This window comes from Collinsella sp. AF15-51, assembly GCF_003462845.1.
In the GTDB taxonomy this organism is placed as follows: Bacteria; Actinomycetota; Coriobacteriia; order Coriobacteriales; family Coriobacteriaceae; genus Collinsella.
Genome location: NZ_QRYG01000012.1, coordinates 21,812 through 41,229, shown reverse-complemented (window position 1 = coordinate 41,229; position 19,418 = coordinate 21,812). Strand labels below are relative to the sequence as shown.

The window sequence follows — 19,418 nt, the reverse complement described above, 5'->3', positions numbered from 1 at the left end:
TTGGCATGGGGTTTGGCTCTTAATTTGACGGGTGCGGACGAATGGCTGATTAGTCTTGCGCGTCGTTGACGGCGACTACGGTTAGCCGGGTTTCATCGACCGTAAAAGATATGTCGAGCCCGGCGAAGGCCAAGTGATAAACACGGTTTGGCTCGTGCTTGCTGCCCGCGCGGCGCGGATCCTGGCGAAGAACCTCAACCAAGCCAGGAAGCTTTGTAGGCGGGACCATATCCTGCAGCGCTTGCGGAAACTCGACGTCGAGCTCTTGCCACGGCGCATCCTCAATCCAGCCGCCGGTCGCATCCGGATGGCAATCCGCAAACGGAATGTAGGGCTTAATGTCGTAGATGGGCGTGCCGTCGCGCAGGTCGGCCCCCAACACATGGATGATGGGACCATCGTCGGTGAGCTCGACACGATCAAGCTTGACGCAGGTGAGACCGATGGGATTAGGGCGAAACGGACTGCGCGTGGCAAAGACGCCCACACGCTCGGCTCCGCCCAGACGCGGCGGACGCACGGTTTTCGACCACTTGGCATTAGTTCCGGACCTGTCCTGCTTTTTGGCATCGGCGGCTATGTCCTTAGCCGTGCCGCCGGGCGTGCCGTTTTCGAAGCGCCAGAGCAACCATAGGTGAGAGAAGGAATCCAGACCCTCAACTGCTGCGTTGGAGGCAAATTCCGGTTCAAAGACGATGCGTCCCTGCAAATGGGGCGCCAAAAAGCTGTTGCGCGGAATGCCGAACTTCTGCGGCAGATCGGTATGTATGTGTGCAATAGGTTCCATGCCGGTCATTGTACGGCATGGAGGCGTGGGACGTTGTACGCAATTCTTCGCCGCAGCCCCCGTCGCGCAACCAACGGTTGCTTGGAAGGGCACCTGCCGCCGCGTATGCTTAAAGCCAACAACCAGCAGAAAGGAGCCGTTATGGCCTTCGCAGAAAAGCTCATTGCTGTCCGTCGCGCCCATCATCTTACCCAAGAGCAACTCGCCGCCAAGCTCTTCGTCACACGCCAAGCCGTCAGCCGTTGGGAACGCGGCGAAGTCACACCGGGCATCGACATGATGAAGCTCATTGCCGCCATAACCGGAGAACCGCTGTCCCACCTGCTCGAAATGCCCGAGCACTATTGTCAGAGCTGCGGCATGATACTCACGCCCAACGACTGCGGCACCGACGCCACGGGCGCCACGACCGACCATTACTGCAAGTGGTGCTACGAGCACGGCAAGTACACCTACGACACCACGATGGAGGCAATGATCGAGGATTGTGCCCCGCGCCTGGCACAAAACACCGGCATGTCGCTCGACGAGGCCGTCTCACTCATGGGTGCCGTCTTGCCGCAGCTGGAGCGCTGGCGCGCCGTGCAGGAAAACGAGGAGCGCTTCGGCGCCGAGGCGCGGGCGCGCTATGGCGACGAGGCTGTCGATGCAGCAAACGAGGCACTGCTGGGCATGGACCCCGAGACATGGAACGACATGAAGGAACTTGAACGCGCTGTTCTGGGCCAGCTCTCGATTGCCATGGGCGATGGCGAACCGGAAGGCAGCGAGGCCCGCAAGCTTGTAGCAATGCACCGTCGATGGATTGGCCTTAACTGGGGACACGAGCCCCAAGACGAAGCATACCTGGGCCTCGCCCACGGCTATCTTGCCGATCAGCGCTTTATCGACTACTACGACAAGCCCTGCGGCACCGGAGCCACGGCGTTTCTGGTCCATGCCATCGAGTCATCAATGGATCGCGCATAGACTGCGGCGGCTTTGGGTATCTCAACCGAAACCTCAACCGATTGGAGACACCATGGCTACTGATCACGAACTCGTGCTCTACGTTATGACCGGCTGCCCGTATTGCATAAAGGTCAAGCGCTTTTTGGCCGATAACGGCGTGACCATCCCCGAGCGCAATATCTCGACCGACCCCGATGCCGAGCAGACACTCATCGCCGTCGGCGGAAAGCGCCAGGTTCCCTGCCTGTTCATCGACGGTAAACCGCTCTACGAGTCGAGCGACATCATCGCGTGGGTGCAGAAGAACCTGCTCTAGCACGCGCACTGCGGCCAGTTCGCGCCAACCGAGCCGAACCCATACGAACCAAACATGTACGCCAGCATCCAAAGTCGACATTTTCCGACATCTTTGGATGCTGACGTACAGCTTTTCAATCTAGTCATTGGGGACGTTCTTGAATGACTAGTCGTTAAAGAACGTCCCCAACGACTAGTAGCCACAAAAGCGGGCAACAGGCGCAAGCGGCTGCTCGCGAAAGACGCGCTCGACAGCAGCGCGGTATTCATCGACCTTTTTGGTCTTGCGAACGAGCTTGTGAACGGTCGCGGGATCGGCGAAGGCGCATTTGGCGTAGAACCACCACTCCTTCATGCGAAAGACCGCGTTGTCCCCAATCTCGTCCGCATAGGCCGCAAACAGCATGTCGTGGAAGCGCTGCAGCTCAGCGGCCGTGGCAGCAGGGCCGCCCTTAACCATGCGAGCCAGCGCGGGGTTCGCGAGCAAGCCGCGCCCCAACATTACGTGGCGTGTTCCGGGATAGGCCCCCACCAGCGCATCCATGTCCTCAAGATCAAAGATGTCGCCGTTATAGGCCACGGGAAACGGCGCCCGCTCCAACGTCTCGCCGTAAAACTCTTTACGCGGCGAGCCCGTATAACGGTCCTTTTGCACGCGCGGATGCACGATCAGCTCTGCCAGCGGCATGCGGCAATAGAGGTCGAGCACGCGTTCGTACTCGTCATCGCTTTCCAACCCCAGCCTGGTCTTGACCGACACCGGCAAGGGTGAGCGTTCGCACACGTCGCTCAAGAACACCTCGAGCTCATCCAGGTTGCGCAGAAAGCCCGAACCCTTGCCTTTGGCAACAACCGTACCCGAGGGGCAGCCAAGGTTGAGATTGACCTCGCGGTACCCCATCTCGGCGAGCACCTGCGCCGCCCACACAAACTCGTCCGCATTCTTGGACATCAGCTGAGGTACTACGTTAAGCCCCTGGTTATTGGCAGGATCGACCTCTTTAAACGCCTTGCCACCAAAGCGGTTGCCCACCCGCGGCGGCGGCAAAAACGGCGTGTAATAACAATCGAGTGCGCCAAAGCACTCCGCATGCACGCGACGGAACACATGCCCGGTAATCCCCTCCATAGGGGCCAGCGATAAATTCATCAACATCCACTCTCAAATCAATGTGACAAAGGGACAGTCCCTTTGTCACATCCCATTCAAGCGGTTCAGGAACTCTTCGCAGGCGCGAGAACGCAGGCGATATTTTTTCCACACCAGATACGATGCAATGGTGAAGGGGCAAAAGGGCAGTCCCTTTGCCCCAAGTGCCGGCTACCGGACGCAAGCTAGTTGCCGTTCGCGAACGCCGCCCATATTTCGAGGTCTAATACTTTTCCCGAGAAGTGAACGGCTGTATTTGGACCCCCGAAGCATTGACATTTTTAGGCGTCAAAACCGCAGGATTTGACTGGCAAAACCGCAGGAAATTGCACGCCAAAAGTGTCGATGTTTCGGGAGTCCGTTTTCACTCGTTCACTTCTCGGGAAAAGTATTAGACCTCGATTCCGCAGTCCCCGATGTGACAAAGGAACAGTCCATTTGTCACATTCAGAATTGACCCCCCCCCGCAATAGCTCATCGATGGCGGGATTCTCTATACTGGGTCACATATGACGGTATCGCGCCAAAGGAGAACGCCGTGACCACGTCGCAGATATCCCTGCTCGCGCTCATCTTGGTTGGGGGCATCGGCATCCTGCTTATCGGAGTGAGCGCGCTCATGAAGGCCGCCGCCCGCAAGAAAGCCAAGGCCTGTACCGCCGTGACCATGGGAACGGTCATCGACCATCGCTTTATGGGTGAAGGCAGAATGAATCCCGTTTTGGAATACACCGTCGACGGCACGCAATACCGCGCGAAAAAACAATTCCGTGGCATAAAGACCAAAAGCTTGTCGGGACTCCCCATCCGCACGCAAGCCACCGCCTACGAAGACGCCAAGGGCTGGCTGCACGTGCAGACAGGCCCCATCGCCCGCCTAGGCACCCTCGCGGAGCAGCTTTGGCCCCTCGGTAGCCAAATGACCGTGTACTACAACCCCAGCAACCCAGACAAAAGCTATGTCGAACGCCCCATCGTGGGCAACTTTGCCACACTGATGTTTAACATCGCAGGCTTCTTGCTCATCGCGATGAGCATCTTGCTCTATGTTCTTATCCAGCGCTAGCTCAAACTGATGCGCCCCGCGCCCCATGCGCCGCAACGACCGTTACGACACCAAGGATCAGCCATGGCAACACTTTCCGAACAAGAACGTAAGCGCATCCAGCGATACTGCATCTGTCCCAAGGTTGCCGGCGCGGCGCTTGCCATGGCATTCGTGCTGCCCTTATTGATTATTCCTTTCGAAATGATCGACGACATCGTCTTCCATCACGAAGGCTTCCAAGAGACGGGCATGATGACCGCCTTGGTGCTCACCGCCATCGAGCTCGTCATATTCTGCTACTGTGCCCTCGCGCCGCGTTTTGGCATGCGCGGCAAGCAGTGGAAGGAAATGCAGAACCGGCTCGCCATCGAGCAGAGCGAGAAAGACCGCTCGGCACAAATCGCAGGCGTTGTTGGCACGCAGGCCGCCGCACGCCTGCTCAAGAACAGCGACAACGAGACCGCACGCAACCTGGGCGGCGCGGCAGAAGTCGCCGCTGCCGTAGGCGCCGTCGCCACCGCGGCAGACGTGCTTGCCGAAAGCTTCGCCAACGCAAGGGCCATGGCAGAGGCCTGTGGCGTGCCTGTCCCCCGTGCAAAGAAGTGGGTCGTCGCGCTTGTGGCGCTGCCCCTCGCGATCGTGTGCGGCGCCTATATCCCGCAGCTGGCGCAGGGAAACATCGAGATGCAGGAGAACGCCGCGGCCGCGGCCGAGCAGATCGCCATCGCACGCAAGGCATTAGAGCCCTCATGCGAGTACGTGTCCGCCGATGACCCCTACGAGCGATATCAAGATTACGGCTATCACGTCCGCGGCTATCTGCACGACGGCGACTCCGATGCCCAGAAGACCTATACGTACCTGGATTTTGACAACAAGGGAACGCTCACGGAAGTGAGCTACGCGGCAGAGATCGACCCCGACGCGAGCCTTGAGGACAACCTCGCCCGCATCGAGCTCGACTTGGACGAACTTTCCTCTGTCGTCCAAACCGTAGACGTCAAGACCGTGAGTCCCGAGCTCCTAGCACCGCAAAAGCTCCCCGAAGAGTTTAGGCAGGCTTTTTTGAACGGTTCGCTCTACGAGAGAATCTCCATCAGGACGAGTGACAACCCCATCAAAACGTACTATTCGTTTGACACGGATCCCGAGGATGAATTTGACGAGTACACCCATCCAAGCATCCGTATCACATTGATGGGCAAAACGAGCTAGCCACCCAATGTGACAAAGGGACTGTCCCTTTGTCACATTATTCGGAGCGTAGGGCTTCCACAGGGTCTTTCTTGGATGCGCTGCGAGCCGGCAGCAGGCCGGCAACGACCGTCAGCAGCACCGAAATTACAATGAGCATCAGCGCGTCTTGAACGGGCAGGCTCATCAGGTTGGGCACCTGCTTGGCCGCAAGCGCCCAGGCATTAACCGGAAAGCTCACGGCCACCACGACGACAATGGCAAAGACGCCGGCAATGAGGCCTTCGATAAAGGTCTCGGCATTAAATACGTTGGCCACGTTGCGCTTTGACGCGCCGATCGCGCGCAGGATGCCAATCTCCTTTTTACGCTCCAGTACGCTGATGTAGGTGATGATGCCGATCATGATGGAGCTGACGACCAAGCTGATGCTCACAAATGCGATGAGTACCAAGCTGATGGTGTTCACGATGTCAGTTACCGAGCCCATGATGATGCCCATGTAGTCGGTGTACGAGATTGCCTGCTCATCGTGTCCAGCAGCTTTGACCTGCTTGTTGTACGCATCGATGTAATCGAGCACGCGCTCCTTGGCCTCAAAGTCGCGCGGGAAAATCTTGACCGAGATAGGGTCCGCCTCGTCCGCATAGCCCAACGTGGTCAGATTGTTGTCGTAGGTGAGCTTCGACGCCTTGGCATAGCTCATCATGAGCGAACTCAGGTCCTCGGCGTCCATGTTGAAATGGATGGCACGCGCAAAGGCGCTCGCATCCACACGCATAGCGCTCGCCAGGTTGGCAAAACTCGATGACATCTGCGTCGCCATCTGGCCCATGAGCCCTGCCGCGCCCGCCTTGAGCTGGGACGATACCGTCGACGCTATCTGCTCGCTGATCGTCTTCATGACCTGGTCCATAGCCTGCTGCAGATACGGAGCCAGCTGCTTTTGCACATAGTCGCCCATCGCCTGCTGCAGGCGCTCGGCCAGGGCATCGCCGCCCAGCGCCCTGAGCTGAGCCAGGCATTGCTGGGCTGCGGCATCATTCTCAAGATACGACGAGAATGCGGCAGCAAGCTTTGACGCGTCCTTAAGATCATCGGGCGTCAGTGCCTTAAACTGATCAGACTGCAAAAAGCCCTCAAACAGCTGGTTGGCTAGTGTTCCCACCTGCTGCATTTGCTCGGGCGTAAGTTCCAGACCGTCAAAGATACCCGAGAAATCGGGGGCCGGCGCTTTGGCCATGATGTCACTAAAGTCGATGTCCTTACCAACGCCCGAAAGGTCAATGTTCAGCCCGGACAAATCGATACCAGAAAGGTCGACACCGCCCGCCGCGCCCGAGAGCGCAGATGCATCGAACGAGAACGCACTTTTGAGCGTCGCCTCGTCCACGCTGAACATACTGCCCAGATCCACGCCCTGCTTGGCCTCGCCTTGCAGTTCGTCGAAAGACTTGCCCGTAAAGACATCCGTCTCGGGGTGGGCAAGCTGCTCTTGCACAATCTGCGAATCGGCGGCACGCTCCATAAGCTGGCGAGTCAGCGCATGCGTATAGGCAATGCCCGGGGACAATGCGCTCGCGTTTGCCGCCTCGTTGGGTCGCACCACGCCCACAATGCGCACGTCAATACCGTCGGCAACCTTGGCTTTCATAAAGTCGGCGTCGCCAGACATGTCAGTCCACATGCCGGTCTCTTCGTTTTTGCGATAGGCATCGGCCGGCGACAACACCTTAAACGTCGTGGACAGTGCATCGTCGTAGGTAAAGTCGCTGCCGGTCTTGGGCGTCTTGACCTTGCCGTCGGCCGTCATGGCACTGTTAACCAGGTCGTTGAGCTCATCGATATCCAGCGCGCCGATGCTGTAGAGCGTGTAGTCGCCCACCGTTCCGCGGCTCGAAAGCACCATCACGGCCTCGTTGGCGGACGTAGGCCAATGGCCGGCAACGACATCGTACTGGCTGTCGAGCAGGCTCTGGTCGTCAATCATCTCGTTAAAGACCGACGTTCCCATGGAATCCATGCTCACCGTTGCCGCCGAGCTCGCGCCTCCGCTCATGGCCTCGGTCATAGCGTTGGGAACAAGGCGAACGGGCTTCTCGTCGCCCTTACTCGAACGATAGACAACCGGCGTCACGCCGTAACCATACTGAATAGCGTTGACCTCTTTGTCGATACCGTTGCCGCCGTCGTCAAGCCATGCCTTAAAGCTCGTCATATCGTTAGATTTAACACTTGCGAACATGTCCTTTACGGCCGTGACCACAGGGATCTTATCGGTCCCCTGAGCCTTGCCGCCGGTAGCGCCATCGGACGAGTCCTCGCCCTTGGACGCCTCCTCATCCGTGCCCCCCTGTCCGCCCATCATAGACGACAGGTCGTAATCTTGTTTGGAAATCGTAAGCGGGTAGCTTGAGAGCGTGTCCTCCTCGACCTTTTTGATGTAGCCGTTTACGCCGTTGGAGAGCGCCAGAATCGCCGCGATGCCAATAATGCCAATCGAACCTGCAAAGGCAGTCATGGCCGTACGGCCCTTCTTGGTCATGAGGTTTCGGGCAGAAAGCCCCAGCGCCGTCATAAAGCTCATCGAGGTTTTGCGCGTGGGTTTTGCCTCGCGATGTGCGACCGTGGCCACATCAAAGGGGTCGGAATCGTCGGTGACCTTGCCGTCCGCCAGGCTGACGATGCGCGTGGCGTACTGGTACGCCAGCTCGGGATTGTGCGTGACCATGATGACCAGACGATCGCGCGCAACGTCCTTGAGCAAATCCATAACCTGCACGGACGTCGTTGAATCCAAGGCGCCGGTCGGCTCGTCAGCCAGCACAATCTCGGGGTCGTTGATCAAGGCGCGGGCAATGGCCACGCGCTGCATCTGCCCGCCCGAAAGCTGGTTCGGGCGTTTGTCAACGTGCTCGCCCAGACCAACCGTCTCGAGCGCCTTACGCGCACGCTGGCGGCGCTCGGCATGTCCCACGCCCGTGAGCGTAAGCGCCAGCTCCACGTTTTCCAAAATGCTCTGGTGCGGAATGAGGTTGTAGCTCTGAAACACAAAGCCAATGCGATTGTTTCTGTAGGCATCCCAATCGCGGTCGCTGAAATCCTTGGTCGAGATGCCATCGATCAGCAGGTCGCCGGAATCGAAATGGTCGAGTCCACCAATGACGTTGAGCATCGTAGTTTTACCCGAACCCGAGGGACCCAGGATGGCTACAAACTCGTTATCGCGAAAAGACAGGCTTACGCTGTCGAGCGCTACCTGCGTAAACGACTGCGTAACGTACCTTTTGCAAATAACTCTGAGATCCAGCATGGACGGCAACCTCTCTCGCGCGGGCGCGCTCGCCCGCTCCCCCGCCGTTCACGTTCGGCGCGTTTGTCCTACTCTATCCTCATTTTTGGCCGATACCAGTGAGGAATGTAACGAACCGCGCCAAAAAACGAACGGGACAGCACGCCGCATGGCGCACCATCCCGCATATAACATCCCCGATGCGACAAAGAGGCTGTCACTTTGTCACATTCCAATGCGCGCTACTTTTCGAGCCCGCACGGCATAACGTTAGCGCTGCCGCGGCGAGCCTCAGTCACGGCTGCAAAGAAGCGATAGCCGCCCGAGAAGTTAAAGCACTCAAAGCCATGCTGCGCCAAAATGCGGCAAGCAATGTAGCTGCGAATGCCGCTCTGGCAAATCACGTAGACCGGCTTGGCCCGGTCGAGCTCGCTCAGGCGATTGCGCAGATCATCGACGGGAATGTTTACGAAACCATCGATATGCCCGCGCTCATACTCCCCTTCCGTACGAACATCGAGCAGCTGCACGCTGCCATCGCGTGGCAAGTTGGGCTCATCCTCCCAATGCCACTGCGCCAGTATGCCGCGATTGAGGTTCTCGATCATAAAGCCCGCCATATTGACGGGATCCTTCGCCGATGAATACGGCGGCGCGTATGCTAGGTCCAAATCCTTAAGCCTATCGCCGCGCATGCCTGCCTGGATGGCAGTCGCCAGAACGTCGATACGCTTGTCCACACCATCGATGCCCACGATTTGCGCACCCAGCAGGCGCAATCCCTGCTTCTCGAAGACAACCTTCATGGTCATGGGCGTTGCACCCGGATAATAACCCGCATGCGAACCGGGCGACAGGACCACGCTGTCGCAGTCAATTCCCGCCGCGTGTGCCGCCTTTTCGGATAGTCCCGTGCTTGCCGCCGTCAAGTCGAATACCTTGATAACCGATGAGCCCAACGATCCGAGGTAGCAGCTGTCCATGCCGGCTATGACATCGGCGACGACACGCCCCTGCTTGTTGGCGGGGCCGGCGAGCGAAATGACCGCGTCCTCGCCGGTCACCTGATGCGTGACCTGCACGGCATCGCCCACGGCATACACGTCGGCAGCAGAGGTCTCCATGCGGTCGTTGACCACAATAGCCCCCTTGATGCCCAGTTCAAGCCCCGCCTCTTGCGCCAGATGGCTCTCAGGTGCCACGCCAATGGCAAGCAGCACCATATCGGCTCCGATAGGGTCATCGCCCGCAACATGGGTGACAACGCGGCCATCAACTTCCTCAAAACCTGTCACATCGGCCTTGAGGCACAGATCGATACCGTGCTCACGCACCTCGGTATGCAAAAGGGTCGCCATGTCGTAATCCAGGTTGTTCATAAGCTGGACGGGACGCTGCAGAAGGGTCACCTGGAGCCCCAGCTCGCACAGATTCTCCGCCGTCTCGACGCCAATGAAGCCGCCGCCGATCACGACGGCACTGCTCGGTCGCCGCTCTCGAACATAGCTGTGAATACGCAGCGTGTCCTCAACGGTGCGTAGGCTAAAGATTTTATCCGAGTCGATGCCCGGCAACGCAGGGCGAATCGGCTTTGCACCCGGCGACAGGATGAGCTTGTCATACGTCTCGACAAATTCCTCGCCCGTCAGCATATTGCGAACCTCGACCGTATGCGAATCGGGATGGATGGCAAACACCTCGTGACTCGTCTTGACCGCAATGCGAAAGCGATCCCAAAATCCCTTGGGAGACTGCAGCGTCAATGCACTCTCTTCTTCTATCACGCCGCCAATGTAGTACGGAAGCCCACAGTTGGCATACGATACAAAACCCGTGCGCTCAAAGATGACAATTTGGGCCTGCTCGTCGAGCCTGCGCAAACGTGCCGCCGCCGATGCGCCGCCCGCGACGCCTCCAACGATAACCACCTTCATAGCTAACGCACCACCTTTCCCGTATAGCCGCTTATGCCGCCGATATTCTTGACACTGCCATACCCAGAACGCTTAAGAAAACTCACAGCTTGGTTGCTTCGCGCACCGCTCAGGCAATGCACGAAAAGCTGCGTGCCCTTTCGACGTGTACCCATGATGCTACCCCGAAGCAGAAAAAAGAGTCGCTGTTTCCAGCGACTCCCCTTCAGTTGTCTGTCCCACGAATCTACTGTTCGCTCTTCGCGAGTGCCTGATCGATCAGTTTGTTGAGCGCCTCGCGCTGCTCAGCGGAGTTGATGCCGCCCATGATCGGCTCTCCCACGATGTTGCCGTTCTGGTCGATCACGTAGGTGGTCGGGAACGAGTACAGGTTGGAGGTGAACTTTCCGGCCTCGCTGTCCGACTTAAACCAGATGTTCTTATACGTCACGCCCTTCTTGGAAAGCACGTCCTTAGCATCGGCCACCTCGTCTTTGTTGCCATCGAGCGTAAAGGAATTAACGCCCACGACCTGGCCGCCCTTCTCGGCAAGCTCCTTGTTGAGCTTCTCCAGATCGCCCAGCTCTCCCACGCACGGCTTGCAGGTGGTAAACCAGAAGTTCATGACGGTGACCTTGTTCTTGGAGAACAGCTCGTCGCTGTTTACATCGTTGCCGTCCAAGTCCTTGCCCTTAAAGCTGGGGAACTTCGTCTCCCCGCTCTCGCCGTTGGTCATGCCTGCGGTCGAGGCATCGACGCTCTCTCCCTCACCGGGCGTGCTGCCGCATCCGGGAAACTCCTTCTCCAGCGCCATGAGCTTATCCTCGATCTCCTTGACCTGCTGCGCGCCGGCCTTAAGCGTCTTGAGCTCGTCAGCCGTAAACTGATCCTTGGCGCCCTCGATGGTATCAAGCAAAAAGTCGCCGTAATTGCTACCGTCCTCAATCATTGCCGAGTCTTTATTTGCCGCATTGAATACCTTTTCCCATAGGGCGTTATCGCTCGCAAAGATCTCGTTTTCCTTTTGCAGCAGCTGCTGGTACAGCTCGGCCGCCTCCTCGGCGCTCGACGGCTTTTGTGCCACAAGCTCGGCAATCTGCGCATCGCCGCTCGTGGCATCCTTCGCGTCGCCCTTGGGGGCAGAGCACGCCGCGAGAGTCAGCGCCAGCACGGGCAGCATCAACAAGGCCGCAATTTTTGATAGTTTCATGGTTCCTCCGTTTATATCGAAACTTATATAGATACCTATTTGTTTTCGCAGGCTTGCGCGGGCTGCGCGGGTTTGTCGCCCGTCACACCCAGCCCATAGCGAAAGCTAATAGCATCGACGGGGCACGCGCCCACGCATTTGCCACAACGAATGCACTCGGCATGGTTGGGCGTACGCGTAACGTCCACGTCCATTTGACACACCTTCGCGCACTTGCCGCACGAGACGCATTTGCACTGGTCAACCTGGATCCCCAGCAACGACACCTTGTTCATGAGCGCATAAAACGCACCGAGGGGGCAAATCCATTTGCAGAAGGGGCGGTAGAACAGCACGCTCAGCACTGCAACCACAATGAGAATCGCGAGCTTCCAGGTAAAGAGCTTTCCCAGCGCGGAGCGGATTCCCGTATTCATGATGGACAGCGGAATCGCGCCCTCGAGCACACCCTGCGGGCAGATGTACTTGCAAAAGAACGGGTCGCCCATACCTACATCGTTAACCACCAAGACGGGCAGCAGCACCACGGCAAACAGTAGCACGGCATACTTGATGTACGTGAGCGGCTTGAGCTTTTTCGTGGAGAGCTTTTTGCTGGGAATCTTATGCAGAAGCTCTTGCAGCCATCCAAACGGACACAAAAAGCCGCATACAAAACGTCCCAGTAGCACGCCGATTAGAATGAGCGTTCCGGTGACGTAATACGAAAAGCTGAACTTAGACGATCCCACCACCGACTGAAACGACCCGATGGGGCACGCACCCGAGGCCGCCGGACACGAGTAGCAGTTGAGCCCCGGCACGCAGACGGCTTTGCCCGCGCCCTGGTAGATGCCCCCCTTGGCAAAGTTAGGCAGGTGAATATTGGTCGCAAGCGTCGCCGCCGCCTGAATCAATCCGCGGAATCTCGCCAAAAGATGCGATGCAGTGTTTTTTCTTTTATCCAATTCCGATACACTCCAAGCACAGCCTGATTGCCTTGGCCAGCACGGCATCCGCCTCGCCGCGCATAACGCCAAAGCACACCATGGCTACCCCAACGATCAGCAAAGCCACCTGCGCCACAGGCTTAATCGCTTTGAACAATCTGACCACTCCTTTCGTTTCGCGACCCATTGGACCATACCGACTATAAAATCCGTGTTAAGCGTGAATGACTATGCAAGGAGAACGTTATGCGCATCTTGGTCGTCGAGGACGAGCGGGCGCTGTGCGATGCGATCGCACGAAGCCTGCGCAACTTGGCCTATAGCGTCGACTGCTGCTACGACGGGCGACAGGCCCTCGATCTGCTCGATGTCGAGACCTTTGATCTTGTCGTGCTCGACCTCAATCTCCCCCATGTCGACGGCATGACCGTGCTCAGGCAACTCAGAATTACCGATTGCGAGACCAAGGTGCTCGTGCTGTCGGCACGCGGCGAGGTCGCCGACAAGGTAGCGGGACTCGATGCAGGCGCCAACGACTACCTCACCAAGCCGTTCCATCTTGACGAGCTGGCAGCACGTATCCGCAGCCTCACGCTCAGGCGCTTTACGCAAAGCGATGTTGTCCTGACCTGCGGATCGCTGAGCTTTGACACCAAGGCGCGCGTCGCCTCAGTGGGCGACGAGGCCTTATCCCTCACACGCAAGGAGACCGGCATCTTGGAATACCTGATGCTCAACCAGGGGCGACCGGTAAGCCAGGAGGAGCTCATCGACCACGTATGGGATACCAGTGTCAACAGTTTTAGCAACGCGACCCGCGTGCACATCTCGTCACTGCGCAAAAAGCTGCGCGGCGCGTTGGGACATGACCCCATCCGCAACCGAATCGGCGAGGGCTACGTTATGGAGGACGGCGAATGAAAGGGCTTTCTCTGCAATGGCGCATAACGATCATGACGGCACTGCTGACGTGTGCGGCGTGCGTGCTGACGAACTGCCTGGTCGGCTATACGGGCATGCGCTACATGGATGCCATCGGCAGCGACATCTCGGCCTTTAACGCAACCGACGAAGATTCGCCCCAGGCGTTCGACCCAACGAAAGCGACCCTCGATGAAAAGGTCACGATCGTCGTAAACGACGCACAAGAGTCTTTTGGCACGACAACCTGGTACATCACGGCCGGAATCACGCTACTTGGCGGCGTGCTGGCATACTTTGTGAGCGGCCGTGCACTTAAACCGCTACGGGCTTTTGCAGCCCAGGTTGAGCGCGTGCAGCCTGACAACTTAAGCGAAATTAAGCTCAGCAAAGATGTACCCACCGAGCTACAGCGATGCAGCGCCTCATTCAACGACATGATCGCCCGTCTTGACGAAGGGTTCTCTGCACAGCGTCAGTTTACCGGCAACGCCGCACACGAGCTGCGCACCCCGCTCGCCCTTATGCAGGCACAGATTGAACTATTCATCTCCGAGCACTCCGGTTTGCAACCCGAAACAGCCGAGCTGCTCGGCCTGCTACAAGAACAAACTGAGCGGATGTCGCGGATGACCAAGGTGTTGCTCGAGATGAGCGAGCTCCGCAGCGTTCCTTGCGAGGACGATGTTGAACTTGGTCCCTTGTCCGAAGAGGTCCTCACCGACCTTGCGCCACTTGCCGAAAATAAGGGCATGGCCCTCAATTGTGCTGGAGACGCTTTAGTAATCGGGAGCGACACGCTCCTCTATCGGCTGGTGTTTAACCTGGTCGAAAATGCCATCCGTTACAGCCGCCCCGGCTCGACTGTCAACGTCTCCATCTGCGACAACAACAGCCGCGTTTTCCTGCGAGTCGAGGACCAGGGCCCGGGAATACCCAAGCAGTACCAAGAGAGCATCTTCCAGCCGTTCTTTCGTCTAGACAAATCCCGCAGCAGGGCATACGGCGGCGCAGGACTCGGACTAGCGCTCGTTTGGGAGATTGCAGCGCTTCACGGTGGCGCTGTAGAGGTCGAAGTAAGTTCCGAGAACGGGACCACCATGCTCGTAAGCCTTCCAAAACGATCCGCAGCGTTAACCGAGCAGTAAAACGAAAGGGGTCCCGCACACGTTTGCGCGGGACCCCTCTCTATCAATGCAATTCGCCCAAAAGAGTAGAAGCTTACTCAAACTCTACAAAGACTAACGCTTTTTGTTTAGGAATTATTCTCTGTAATGTTTCTCGTTCTTTTGATTATTTGATATATCCATATTATCCTGCCTATACGAGCTAATGTTATCATTTTGTTATCGGCATTGATAACACCTACTCGATAACTGTGGATAATAACTATATGTAGCATGTCAAATTATAAGCTATTTTGCTTAGAGATTCAACACAAAACTGAAATTTTACTTTTCCTTATATTCATCTGGTATTGCTATTTGAAATGTTTCACACAACAGCATCACATCATGCACATCATTTTTATCGTGTTCATATCCCAAATGAAGCATTACCTGACTCAATGGTTCAATACAAGAAACAGTTATATCTCCAACTTTTCCAATACCGGAAAAAGTTTTTGATGGAAATATATCTCCCTCATAAACAATTCCGTCATCTGTAAATTCAAAACAATGTAAATCAATGATTCTTTGTTTATCATCTTTCCAGACAGTATGACCATCCGTTGTATAATCAGTATTTACTTCCTCAAATCCATGCTGCTTAATCACATAAATATAATCATGATAATGTTTCAGTTCAACAAACAAATCAATATCATTGTGTATTCTTGATTCTCTTTTAAGAAGTGCATCAACACCCCATCCGCCATCTAAATATACTTTAATTTCGTTTTGCAAAGCATATTTTATAATTTCACATGCATCTTCTGTACGTACCATAATCTATCCTCCAAATTCAAATCTTTGTATGCTTTCCAACTCACTAAAAGCCTGAAATTTGTCAGTCTTTCATCCTTTTTGTTATCAATCACCAATTAGCTGTAATCCATTAGGATTTAGCTGATATATTTTATCGCACACCTCTTCAATATACTTTCTATCGTGAGAAATGCTAATGACAGCCCCCGGAAATTCTCGGAGCATTTTTCTTATTACCGGACCGGACAATGGTGAAAAATTTCTTGTCGGTTCATCCAGAATAAGAACATTTGCACCACTTAAGCTCATCCTCAAGAGAAGCACTTTCGCCTTTTGTCCGCCTGATAACTCCCGAATCGGATGCTCCATTTCATCTGGTGTGTATTTAAGTGAACCAAGGTATGTTCTAATTCTTGTACGCTCTTCTTTATCTCCTGTTTTATCAAGGTAATCAACCGGTGTAACATCCAAATCCAGCAGGTCTTCATAAGTTTGAGGCATATATTCTGCTTTAATGTCATTCCGATTTAGGAGTTCTTCCGCTATCTTTTTTAGAAGAGTCGTTTTTCCTGCCCCGTTGGCTCCTATCATACAGATTTTTTCTGAACCTTTTATTTTTAAATGAATTCCTTCTGCTAAAATTCTTTTGCCATCCGGAGTCACAAGCTTTGAAAGTTCATATTCTATGACCGTTTTTCCTGCGGGAATGTGTGAGTTTTCATCCCCTAATTTGACAAAGATTGCTTCTTCCTGTTCCGGCATCTGAGTCATATTTTCATCTTCTTTTTCAAATCTTCGTTCCATTGCCTTAACCGTATGCATTTTGTCCTTTAAGTTTTTGGCAACAGACGGTGCTTGTCTGGTACAACTTCTTAATGCACCTTGTACACTCTGCATAACTCTTTGATATTTTTCATCGCGAATCTTTTTCTCCCTACGGTCACTCAGTGCCCGCTGTTTTTGGATTTCAAATTTATGAAGCCGTTCTTCCACATAGCGTCTATAGGGAAGCTTTGCCACGGTATATCTCGCCTTTGTTTTTCGTATAATCTGCTCGATATGTATCACCATGTTGGCAGTACGCTCTATCAGCGTTTCATCGTGTGAAATAAAAAGCACAATGTGCTTCCAGTCATTTATGATTTTTTCCAGTAATGTAAGCGTCGCAATGTCGATGTCATTGGAAGGTTCGTCCAACAACAGCACAGAAACATCGCGAATGAAAAGCCTCATAAGTTGTGTCTTGACTTTTTCGCCTCCTGAAAGACTACCCATTGTCTGGTTACTGTAGAAAAAATCATTTTTCATTCCAAATTTTCCCGCAATAACAGACAATTCTTTAGGCGTTTTCTCCCAGAATATTTCCTCTTCAGAAAAATATTCGTATATTGTTTTTTCCTTATCTTCATCGAGCATCTCCTGCGGAAGATAACCAAGACGTTCGTGTCCCATTATCCTTTCCCCATCTGCTTCTATATAGTTTTCTACAAGCGACGGATTGTATATCCCACTCGACCGTGCCGACGGGCTTCGGCGTGAGGTCGTAGCAAACGCGGCAAATACCGGGGACCTCGGCGGTCACGCGAGCGGTAATGCGCTTGAGCAGCGCCCAATCGAGCTCGGGCACCTCGGCGGTCATGACGTCGACGGTGTTGATGCAGCGAATGATGCAGGGCCAGTCGTAGGCGCGCTTGCCTTCGCGCACGCCGGTGGCGCGGAAGTCGGGCACGACGGCAAAGTACTGCCAAATGGTCAGACCGGCCTTGTCGATCTCCTCGCGCACAATGGCGTCGGCCTCGCGCAGTGCCTCGAGGCGGTCGCGGGTGATGGCGCCAAGGCAACGGACGCCCAGGCCGGGGCCGGGGAACGGCTGGCGCTCGACCATGTTCTCGGGCAGGCCGAGCTCGCGACCCACAACGCGTACCTCATCCTTGTACAGCAGCTTGACGGGCTCGCAGAGCTCAAACTGCAGGTCCTCGGGCAGGCCGCCCACGTTGTGGTGAGCCTTCACGCCGTCCTGAGACTCCAGAATGTCGGGATAGATGGTGCCCTGGGCGAGGAAGCTGACCTCGTCGCCAACCTTACGGGCCTCCTCCTCGAACACGCGGATAAACTCGGCGCCGATGATTTTGCGCTTGGCCTCGGGCTCGTCGATGTCGACGAGCTTGTCGAGGAAGCGGTCGGTGGCGTCCACATAGACCAGGTTGGCGTCCATCTGGTTCTGGAACACGTCGACGACCTGCTCGCTCTCGCCCTTGCGCATAAGACCGTGGTTCACATGCACGCAGATGAGTTGCTTGCCGATAGCCTTGATGAGCAGCGCCGCGACAACAGAGCTGTCAACGCCACCGGAAAGGGCCAGCAGGACCTTCTTGTCACCAATCTGCTCGCGGATTGCAGTGACCTGCTCGTCAATGAACGCCTGGGCAAGTTCGGGAGTGGTGATACGCACCATATCGTCGGGACGCTTGTTGGGATCCATGCAGAGCTCCTTTTCGGTTCGATGGGAGTGCGTTGCATGTATGCAAACGCACCGTCATATGACCTCATTATATGCAGAGTAAGGTCCGTTTCTCATCGCTGCGGCAGAGCTTTTTACAGAGGTGGCAGTTTTTCTATATCCCAAGGTCAGCTAGGCTTCGGTAGCCACCTTGGAAGCATCGCCAATAGACTCTTCCTTTATGCGTTCAGCATAATCGTAGGCGATACCCACAAATTCCAGTCCCGAGCAACAGGAGTACAATTGCTGCTAGTGTTGCCACCTGATGGGAGATGAAAGATGGACTGCGATGGCTACCCGCGCATCCCCATGCCGTTGATGTGCACTGCCTTTGTGCCGGGGCAGATTGACGCTGCGGTTGCAGGCATTTCCGACCCCGATTCGCGCGCCATTGCCACGGCAGAAGCGCTGTACTTTCGCGGACAGGCCACACTCGCCGCCGAGACAGCACGCCCCTATCTTGACGCCACCGACCCCGCACTGCGCTATTCCGCATGCCTTATCTGCGGATATGCCAGTCTGTCGCTCAACCGTATCGCCGATGCCCGCCGTTGCCTTGCGGGCATCCTCGATATACCAACTGACGAGGAACCGTCCGCCGTCCACGCCACGCATATCCTGTTCGCCTCCGCCGCGAGCGTCCTGCTGCACTTGCCTTCCCCGTATTCTGCCGAAGAGTTTTATCCGCTTGCGGCACATCTGCCCGAAGGCCTGCGCCTGTTCGCCAGCTACGTGATGGCGCATGCCCTGTACCTGCGCGGCGAATATGGCCGCAGTCTAGGCATGGCGGAAAACGCCCTGATCATGAAACAGGGAAGTTATCCCATCTCGGAGCTGTTCCTGCATCTGTCGGCTTCCATGGCCTGCATGAGTCTCAAAGACGTCGACGCCGCAAAGGCACACTTCGGAGCCGCTTGGGACATTGCGCGTCCCGACGGCCTTATCGAGCTCATCGGCGAGCACCACGGCCTTTTGCAGGGGCTTATCGAGGCATGCTTAAAATCGCAATACCCCGACGATTTCGCTCGCATCATCGAGATCACGTATCGATTCAGCTACGGCTGGCGGCGCATCCACAACCCCGATTCGGGCGAGGACGTGGCCGACGATCTAACGACCACGGAATTCACCATGGCCATGCTCGCCTGTCGTGGGTGGACCAACGCCGAAATCGCACGCCATATGGGAGTATCGCCGGGCACCGTCAAAAACCGCCTATCCGGCGTATACGCAAAGCTTGGCATCGGCACGCGCGCAGAGCTGGTCGCGCACATGTTGCGTTAGCGACCGGGCTGCCA

17 protein-coding genes are annotated in these 19,418 nt (G+C 55.9%); 7 read left to right on the top strand and 10 right to left on the bottom strand.

All coding sequences use genetic code 11. The features are described from left to right. Nucleotides 1–49: 49 nt before the first annotated feature. On the bottom strand, nt 50–787 hold the full coding sequence (tsaA, locus tag DWW51_RS06835; protein WP_231501598.1) for a tRNA (N6-threonylcarbamoyladenosine(37)-N6)-methyltransferase TrmO: 738 nt from the start codon (nt 785–787) through the stop codon (nt 50–52). 141 nt (nt 788–928) lie between these two features. Here tsaA and DWW51_RS06830 point away from each other — a divergent pair, with 141 nt between their 5' ends. Further along, nucleotides 929–1,756 carry a TipAS antibiotic-recognition domain-containing protein gene (locus tag DWW51_RS06830; protein ID WP_117773963.1) on the top strand — a complete coding sequence of 276 codons (828 nt, stop codon included), beginning with the start codon at nt 929–931 and terminating at the stop codon, nt 1,754–1,756. 52 nt (nt 1,757–1,808) lie between these two features. Continuing rightward, complete coding sequence (locus tag DWW51_RS06825; RefSeq protein WP_117773962.1) at nt 1,809–2,054, top strand: glutaredoxin; 246 nt, start codon at nt 1,809–1,811, stop codon at nt 2,052–2,054. A gap of 174 nt (nt 2,055–2,228) precedes the next feature. Here DWW51_RS06825 and DWW51_RS06820 read toward each other — a convergent pair whose 3' ends face one another. Continuing rightward, nucleotides 2,229–3,185 carry a tRNA-dihydrouridine synthase gene (locus DWW51_RS06820; protein ID WP_117773961.1) on the bottom strand — a complete coding sequence of 319 codons (957 nt, stop codon included), beginning with the start codon at nt 3,183–3,185 and terminating at the stop codon, nt 2,229–2,231. A gap of 538 nt (nt 3,186–3,723) precedes the next feature. On the opposite strand from DWW51_RS06820, the gene DWW51_RS06810 reads away from it, so the two are divergent. Together DWW51_RS06810 and DWW51_RS06805 are read left to right on the top strand one after the other, a co-directional pair. After that, nucleotides 3,724–4,251, top strand: coding sequence for a DUF3592 domain-containing protein (locus tag DWW51_RS06810; RefSeq protein WP_117583287.1), 528 nt, complete (start codon nt 3,724–3,726; stop codon nt 4,249–4,251). 63 nt (nt 4,252–4,314) lie between these two features. Continuing rightward, entirely contained in the window at nt 4,315–5,448 is a 1,134-nt protein-coding gene (locus DWW51_RS06805; protein WP_117773960.1) for a hypothetical protein, read from the top strand. 37 nt (nt 5,449–5,485) lie between these two features. Here DWW51_RS06805 and DWW51_RS06800 read toward each other — a convergent pair whose 3' ends face one another. The 5 genes from DWW51_RS06800 to DWW51_RS06780 all read right to left on the bottom strand — a co-directional run bounded on the left by DWW51_RS06800 (nt 5,486) and on the right by DWW51_RS06780 (nt 12,928). After that, the gene (locus DWW51_RS06800) at nt 5,486–8,740 is read right to left on the bottom strand and encodes an ABC transporter ATP-binding protein/permease (protein WP_117773959.1); all 3,255 of its coding nucleotides are present in this window, start codon (nt 8,738–8,740) and stop codon (nt 5,486–5,488) included. Between the two features lie 221 nt (nt 8,741–8,961). Beyond that, nucleotides 8,962–10,653: an FAD-dependent oxidoreductase gene (locus tag DWW51_RS06795; protein ID WP_117773958.1), complete on the bottom strand. Its 1,692-nt coding sequence runs from the start codon at nt 10,651–10,653 to the stop codon at nt 8,962–8,964. A 226-nt stretch (nt 10,654–10,879) separates the two neighbouring features. After that, nucleotides 10,880–11,842 carry a redoxin domain-containing protein gene (locus tag DWW51_RS06790; RefSeq protein WP_089572830.1) on the bottom strand — a complete coding sequence of 321 codons (963 nt, stop codon included), beginning with the start codon at nt 11,840–11,842 and terminating at the stop codon, nt 10,880–10,882. A gap of 35 nt (nt 11,843–11,877) precedes the next feature. Continuing rightward, nucleotides 11,878–12,789 (bottom strand): 4Fe-4S binding protein, encoded by a 912-nt coding sequence (locus DWW51_RS06785; protein ID WP_117773957.1) that lies wholly within the window; start codon nt 12,787–12,789, stop codon nt 11,878–11,880. Continuing rightward, nucleotides 12,782–12,928: a CD1871A family CXXC motif-containing protein gene (locus DWW51_RS06780; protein WP_197032205.1), complete on the bottom strand. Its 147-nt coding sequence runs from the start codon at nt 12,926–12,928 to the stop codon at nt 12,782–12,784. The genes DWW51_RS06785 and DWW51_RS06780 overlap by 8 nt, the downstream gene beginning before the upstream one ends. An 89-nt stretch (nt 12,929–13,017) precedes the next feature. On the opposite strand from DWW51_RS06780, the gene DWW51_RS06775 reads away from it, so the two are divergent. Both DWW51_RS06775 and DWW51_RS06770 read left to right on the top strand, forming a co-directional pair. Then, on the top strand, nt 13,018–13,692 hold the full coding sequence (locus DWW51_RS06775; protein WP_117773955.1) for a response regulator transcription factor: 675 nt from the start codon (nt 13,018–13,020) through the stop codon (nt 13,690–13,692). Then, nucleotides 13,689–14,840 (top strand): ATP-binding protein, encoded by a 1,152-nt coding sequence (locus DWW51_RS06770; protein WP_117773954.1) that lies wholly within the window; start codon nt 13,689–13,691, stop codon nt 14,838–14,840. The genes DWW51_RS06775 and DWW51_RS06770 overlap by 4 nt, the downstream gene beginning before the upstream one ends. Nucleotides 14,841–15,143: 303 nt before the next feature. On the opposite strand, the gene DWW51_RS06765 is transcribed toward DWW51_RS06770, so the two are convergent. From DWW51_RS06765 to guaA, 3 genes are all read right to left on the bottom strand, one after another. Next, entirely contained in the window at nt 15,144–15,641 is a 498-nt protein-coding gene (locus DWW51_RS06765) for a nucleotidyltransferase domain-containing protein (RefSeq protein ID WP_009247521.1), read from the bottom strand. A gap of 84 nt (nt 15,642–15,725) precedes the next feature. Then, nucleotides 15,726–17,072 carry an ATP-binding cassette domain-containing protein gene (locus DWW51_RS06760; protein WP_231501597.1) on the bottom strand — a complete coding sequence of 449 codons (1,347 nt, stop codon included), beginning with the start codon at nt 17,070–17,072 and terminating at the stop codon, nt 15,726–15,728. Continuing rightward, nucleotides 17,026–18,102, bottom strand: coding sequence for a glutamine-hydrolyzing GMP synthase (gene guaA / locus DWW51_RS06755; RefSeq protein ID WP_117773953.1), 1,077 nt, complete (start codon nt 18,100–18,102; stop codon nt 17,026–17,028). The genes DWW51_RS06760 and guaA overlap by 47 nt, the downstream gene beginning before the upstream one ends. Before the next feature lie 297 nt (nt 18,103–18,399). Here guaA and DWW51_RS10300 point away from each other — a divergent pair, with 297 nt between their 5' ends. Next, a complete protein-coding gene (locus tag DWW51_RS10300) occupies nt 18,400–19,404 on the top strand; it encodes a helix-turn-helix transcriptional regulator (protein WP_197032202.1) in 1,005 nt (334 codons plus the stop codon). Nucleotides 19,405–19,418: the final 14 nt, after the last annotated feature.

What these genes read in the sequence shown, in the direction of transcription:
- tsaA (WP_231501598.1), bottom strand. Translation starts at nt 787, where the DNA reads ATGGAACCTATTGCACACATACATACCGATCTGCCGCAGAAGTTCGGC.
- DWW51_RS06830 (WP_117773963.1), top strand. Translation starts at nt 929, where the DNA reads ATGGCCTTCGCAGAAAAGCTCATTGCTGTCCGTCGCGCCCATCATCTT.
- DWW51_RS06825 (WP_117773962.1), top strand. Translation starts at nt 1,809, where the DNA reads ATGGCTACTGATCACGAACTCGTGCTCTACGTTATGACCGGCTGCCCG.
- DWW51_RS06820 (WP_117773961.1), bottom strand. Translation starts at nt 3,185, where the DNA reads ATGAATTTATCGCTGGCCCCTATGGAGGGGATTACCGGGCATGTGTTC.
- DWW51_RS06805 (WP_117773960.1), top strand. Translation starts at nt 4,315, where the DNA reads ATGGCAACACTTTCCGAACAAGAACGTAAGCGCATCCAGCGATACTGC.
- DWW51_RS06800 (WP_117773959.1), bottom strand. Translation starts at nt 8,740, where the DNA reads ATGCTGGATCTCAGAGTTATTTGCAAAAGGTACGTTACGCAGTCGTTT.
- DWW51_RS06795 (WP_117773958.1), bottom strand. Translation starts at nt 10,653, where the DNA reads ATGAAGGTGGTTATCGTTGGAGGCGTCGCGGGCGGCGCATCGGCGGCG.
- DWW51_RS06790 (WP_089572830.1), bottom strand. Translation starts at nt 11,842, where the DNA reads ATGAAACTATCAAAAATTGCGGCCTTGTTGATGCTGCCCGTGCTGGCG.
- DWW51_RS06775 (WP_117773955.1), top strand. Translation starts at nt 13,018, where the DNA reads ATGCGCATCTTGGTCGTCGAGGACGAGCGGGCGCTGTGCGATGCGATC.
- DWW51_RS06770 (WP_117773954.1), top strand. Translation starts at nt 13,689, where the DNA reads ATGAAAGGGCTTTCTCTGCAATGGCGCATAACGATCATGACGGCACTG.
- DWW51_RS06765 (WP_009247521.1), bottom strand. Translation starts at nt 15,641, where the DNA reads ATGGTACGTACAGAAGATGCATGTGAAATTATAAAATATGCTTTGCAA.
- DWW51_RS06760 (WP_231501597.1), bottom strand. Translation starts at nt 17,072, where the DNA reads ATGGGACACGAACGTCTTGGTTATCTTCCGCAGGAGATGCTCGATGAA.
- guaA (WP_117773953.1), bottom strand. Translation starts at nt 18,102, where the DNA reads ATGGATCCCAACAAGCGTCCCGACGATATGGTGCGTATCACCACTCCC.
- DWW51_RS10300 (WP_197032202.1), top strand. Translation starts at nt 18,400, where the DNA reads ATGGACTGCGATGGCTACCCGCGCATCCCCATGCCGTTGATGTGCACT.